The organism is Marinovum sp. (genome assembly GCF_034669705.1).
In the GTDB taxonomy this organism is placed as follows: Bacteria; Pseudomonadota; Alphaproteobacteria; order Rhodobacterales; family Rhodobacteraceae; genus Marinovum.
The window spans coordinates 1-4,390 of sequence record NZ_JAXMOR010000062.1 but is presented as its reverse complement, the minus strand read 5'-3'; the positions used below and the strand labels follow the sequence as shown (position 1 = coordinate 4,390).

Annotated in this window: 6 protein-coding genes; 4 read left to right on the top strand and 2 right to left on the bottom strand. The window is 62.7% G+C overall.

Translation table 11 applies throughout. The features are described 5' to 3' along the window. The 3 genes from VOI27_RS23065 to VOI27_RS23055 form a co-directional block, all read left to right on the top strand. Positions 1-787 (top strand): ABC transporter ATP-binding protein (locus tag VOI27_RS23065; RefSeq protein ID WP_323769013.1); only part of this gene is annotated, 787 nt, incomplete at its 5' end. After that, entirely contained in the window at positions 784-1,614 is an 831-nt protein-coding gene (gene dapB, locus VOI27_RS23060) for a 4-hydroxy-tetrahydrodipicolinate reductase (protein WP_323769011.1), read from the top strand. The genes VOI27_RS23065 and dapB, both read left to right, overlap by 4 nt. A 44-nt stretch (positions 1,615-1,658) precedes the next feature. Continuing rightward, positions 1,659-2,294 (top strand): 2,3-bisphosphoglycerate-dependent phosphoglycerate mutase, encoded by a 636-nt coding sequence (locus VOI27_RS23055; RefSeq protein WP_323769009.1) that lies wholly within the window; start codon positions 1,659-1,661, stop codon positions 2,292-2,294. A gap of 83 nt (positions 2,295-2,377) precedes the next feature. On the opposite strand, the gene VOI27_RS23050 is transcribed toward VOI27_RS23055, so the two are convergent. Together VOI27_RS23050 and VOI27_RS23045 are read right to left on the bottom strand one after the other, a co-directional pair. After that, positions 2,378-3,265 (bottom strand): bifunctional helix-turn-helix domain-containing protein/methylated-DNA--[protein]-cysteine S-methyltransferase, encoded by an 888-nt coding sequence (locus VOI27_RS23050; protein ID WP_323769007.1) that lies wholly within the window; start codon positions 3,263-3,265, stop codon positions 2,378-2,380. Between the two features lie 123 nt (positions 3,266-3,388). After that, positions 3,389-3,856, bottom strand: a complete 468-nt coding sequence (locus VOI27_RS23045) for a DUF2244 domain-containing protein (RefSeq protein WP_323769005.1) — start codon at positions 3,854-3,856, stop codon at positions 3,389-3,391. Between the two features lie 61 nt (positions 3,857-3,917). Here VOI27_RS23045 and VOI27_RS23040 point away from each other — a divergent pair. Continuing rightward, a partial coding sequence (locus VOI27_RS23040) for an endonuclease III domain-containing protein (RefSeq protein WP_416374710.1) occupies positions 3,918-4,390 on the top strand: 473 nt, incomplete at its 3' end.

Sequence of the window (4,390 nt, the reverse complement as noted above, 5' to 3'; positions counted from 1 at the left end):
CAATATCGGCTTCGGTTATGGCCAGGGCGAGATCGTGCTCGATGACGTGAGCTTCACCGCCGAAGCAGGCAAGACCACCGCAATCGTCGGGCCATCGGGCGCCGGCAAGTCGACGCTGATTTCGCTTGTGCCGCGGTTTTATGACCCGGCTTCGGGCCAGGTGCTGATTGACGGCACCGACATCGCCTCGGTGACCAAGAATTCCCTTCGCCAGCAGATCGCCTATGTCTCGCAGCAGCCCTGGCTGTTCGAGGGCTCGATCCGCGACAATCTGCGCTACGCCCGGCCAGACGCCAGTGATGCCGAGATCGAGGGTGCGGCGAAACTCGCCAATGCGCACGAATTCATTCTGGCGCAGCCGCAGGGTTATGACACGATGCTGGGTGAAAACGGCGTCAACCTGTCAGGTGGTCAACGTCAGCGCATCTCGATCGCCCGCGCGCTGGTGCGCGATGCGCCGATCCTGCTGCTCGACGAGGCCACGTCGGCGCTCGACAACGAATCCGAAGCGGCTGTGCAGAAGGCGCTCGAAAGCGCCATGCAGAACCGCACGGTGCTTGTGATTGCCCATCGGCTTTCAACCATCGCCCGCGCTGACCGTATCGTTGTCATGCAGGCGGGCCGGGTGGTTGAGGTCGGAAGCCATGCCGATCTGACGGCCAACAAGGACGGGCTCTACGCGCGGCTTCAGGCCTACAGCGAAGCCAGCAGCGACACCGCTCCGGTAGAGACAGGATTGGCCAACGAACAAGCCTCAGCCGGGGGCACGAAAGGAAACAAGCCATGACCACACCAACCGGAAGCATGGGCCTTATCGTTGTCGGTGCTGCCGGCCGCATGGGCCAGGCTCTGATCCGCACCATCGCCGAAATCGACGGTGTGCATCTGGCCGGCGCCATTGAACGTTCCGGCTCGGACGCGCTAGGCAAGGACGCCGGTGAAATAGCGGGTCTCGGCGCCAATGGCGTCATTGTCACCGATGACGCCTTGCCGGTGTTCGCCCAGGCCGAAGGCGTGCTGGATTTCACAGCGCCGACAGCCACCCTCGAATTTGCCGATCTCGCCGCCCAGGCCCGCATTGTCCATGTCATAGGCACCACCGGAATGGATGAGAGCCATGAGGCCCGGCTTCATGCTGCCTCGCGCCATGCTCGGATCGTCAAGTCAGGCAATATGAGCCTCGGCGTCAATCTGCTCTCGGTGCTGGTGCGCCAGGCGGCCAAGGCGCTCGATTCGGCTGACTGGGACATCGAAGTGCTGGAAATGCATCACCGCCACAAGGTTGACGCGCCATCCGGCACGGCCCTGCTGCTCGGTGAAGCCGCCGCTGAAGGCCGTGAAATTGCGCTTGCCGAGCATTCCGTGCGGGTTCGCGACGGCCACACCGGACCGCGCGAAGCCGGCAGCATCGGCTTTGCCACCCTGCGCGGCGGCTCGGTCATCGGCGAGCATTCGGTCCTGCTGGCAGGCGAGGGCGAAACCGTAGAACTGACCCACCGGGCCACCGACCGCTCGATCTTCGCCCGTGGCGCCGTCCGCGCCGCCCTCTGGGCGCGGGCTCAGAAACCGGGTTACTATTCCATGCTCGATGTGCTCGGTCTCGCAGACCATTGATCCAAACCGCCTGAATCCAACTTGCTTGAACAAAGGAAAACATCATGTCCGGAACGCTCGTCCTTGTCCGCCACGGCCAAAGCGAATGGAACCTGAAAAATCTGTTCACCGGCTGGAAGGATCCTGATCTCACCGAACTCGGTGTCGAGGAAGCCAAGACCGGAGCCCAGGCGTTGAAAGACACCGGTCTCAAGTTCGACGTCGCCTTCACATCCGTGCTGATCCGCGCCCAGCACACGCTCGATCTGATCATGGACGGCATCGGCCAGACCGACCTGCCGGTGATCCGCGACGAGGCGCTCAATGAACGCGATTACGGCGATCTGGCCGGTCTGAACAAGGATGATGCGCGCAAGAAATGGGGCGAGGAGCAGGTCCACATCTGGCGTCGTTCTTACGACGTGCCGCCTCCGGGCGGTGAAAGCCTGAAGGACACCGGCGCCCGCGTCTGGCCTTACTACATGACCGAGATCCTGCCCCGCGTGCTGCGCGGCGAGACTGTTCTGGTCGCAGCCCATGGGAATTCCCTGCGCTCGCTGCTGATGATCCTCGACCGCCTCAACCGCGAGCAGATCCTCACCGTCAACCTCGCCACCGGCGTGCCCATGGTCTACAAGCTCAACGCCGATTCCACCGTCGCTTCGAAAGAGGTTTTGGGGGATATGTCCAAGGCTCACTGAGCCTAAGGCAAAATCTGAACGATTTCGATCTCCCCCTTGCGGGGGAGATGTCACAATGTGACTGAGGGGTTCACCTCCGCCCTTTACGCCCCAGCCGACTGCACGCACCCGGTTTCCCACCCGAGCATCGCCCGTTTGCGTGTAATCCCCCAGTGATAACCGGTCAGCGCGCCGGATTTGCCCATCGCCCGATGGCATGGCACGACGAAGGAAATCGGGTTGCGCCCGACCGCGGCTCCCACGGCGCGCGAGGCTTTGGGCCTGCCGATGGCGCGCGCCACATCCTGATAGCTCGACGCCGTGCCCAGCGGAATTCTCAGAAGCGCCTCCCACACCTGCACCTGAAAATCCGTGCCGATCATGACGATGCGCAGGGGCCGGTCGGCGCGCCATTGCTCGGGTGAGAAAACCCGCTCTACATAGGACGCAGTCGCCTCCTGATCCTGTATCAGCCGTGCGCCGGGCCAACGCCTTGTCATGTCCTCCAGCGCTGCGGGTTCTTCGCCCGGATCGGCAAAGGCCAGTCCGCACAGACCGCGCTCCGTCGCCATCACCACGGCGGTGCCAAAAGGCGAGGGGTGAAACCCGTAAGAGATCTCAAGCCCCGCGCCGCCGGACTTGAAATCCCCCGGGCTCATGGCTTCGTGGGTAACAAAAAGATCGTGCAAACGCCCCGGTCCTGACAGGCCGAGCTCATAGCTGGCGTCGAGAAGCGGCAGGCCTTCGTGGCCGAGCAGCCTGCGGGCGTGGTCCAGCGTCACGGCCTGCAGAAACGCTTTCGGCGTCAGCCCGGCCCAGCGGCTGAAGGTCTTTTGCAGGCGCCCGGGCGCCACGCCGATATCTGATGCGATGTCTTCGAGCGACGGCTGCGCCCGGTAATCGAGCGATATCCGTTCGATGGTTTTGCGGACGAGATCGTAATCATCGCCTGCGGGCGTGATGTCGCGGTCAAGCTGTGCGGTCACATTCATGGTCTGGCTCCCTGCAGCGTCGGGCGATGCTTCCGACCCGGCTGCTGCGCTTCATCTCATGATCGCACTCAACCATGCGCAGAGCGGTACCGCCACCCGAAACCCGCCGCTCGATAAAACGCTTCAGCGTTTGACAGTTGCCAGCGCACGCTGAAACGCAGTGGCAAAGCTTTCCTTGTCGTCGGGGTTGAGAAATGAGCCGATTTCGGTCTGCTGGCCTCGGCTTGAAATCCGCATGCCGGTGATGCCGATTTCCTCGTGCCGGGCGATGTTGAACCGGGTCCAGAACGGGTTGAACTGGTGGTCCTCGGCCCGCCCTGAAGGCGCAACCTTGCGAACGGAGAGATCCGTGCGCGACATGCGAATGAACTCGCGCGCCCGCGCCGAGCGATAACTCAGCCAGAAGGCGCCGAACAACAGCGCCAGGTCGAGCCCGAAAAACGCAAACACCGGCCAGGCGCCAACCCGGGCGAAGATCGCCATATGGATGACGGTAATCAGGGTGGTGGCACCCATCAGCACCACAAAGCCGATCCGGCCCAGCGAACGATAGGGGCTCAGCACAGCCTCAAACAACGGTTCGTCATTCATTCTAGCTCTCGCTTCCAGCAGGTGTTTGCCATATCCCCGCCTGCACGATTATAGGGGAGGAATGGAAAAGCCCAAGAGCCCAAAACCTGTCAAAATGTCGCTTGTCTCCGGTTCTGCCGCGGATAAACCCGTCCGGACCAGACCCGCTGCAAAGAAAAAGCCGGCCACCCGCCGCCGAAGGATTCCTTACAGCAAGGAAGAAATCCGCGAGATCTTCCGCCGCTTCTCTATCCAGCGGCCCGAGCCGAAGGGCGAACTGGAACACGTCAATCCGTTCACGCTTGTGGTTGCCGTGGCGCTGTCGGCGCAGGCCACCGATGCCGGCGTCAACAAGGCGACCCGTGCGCTGTTTGCCGTCGCCGACACGCCCGAAAAGATGCTGGCGTTGGGCGAGGATAAGGTCCGCGACTACATCAAGACCATCGGACTTTACCGCAACAAGGCCAGGAACGTCATCGCGCTCAGCCAGAAGCTGGTTGATGAATTCGGCGGCGAGGTCCCTCGCACCGAGGCGGAACTGGTCACGCTCCCCGG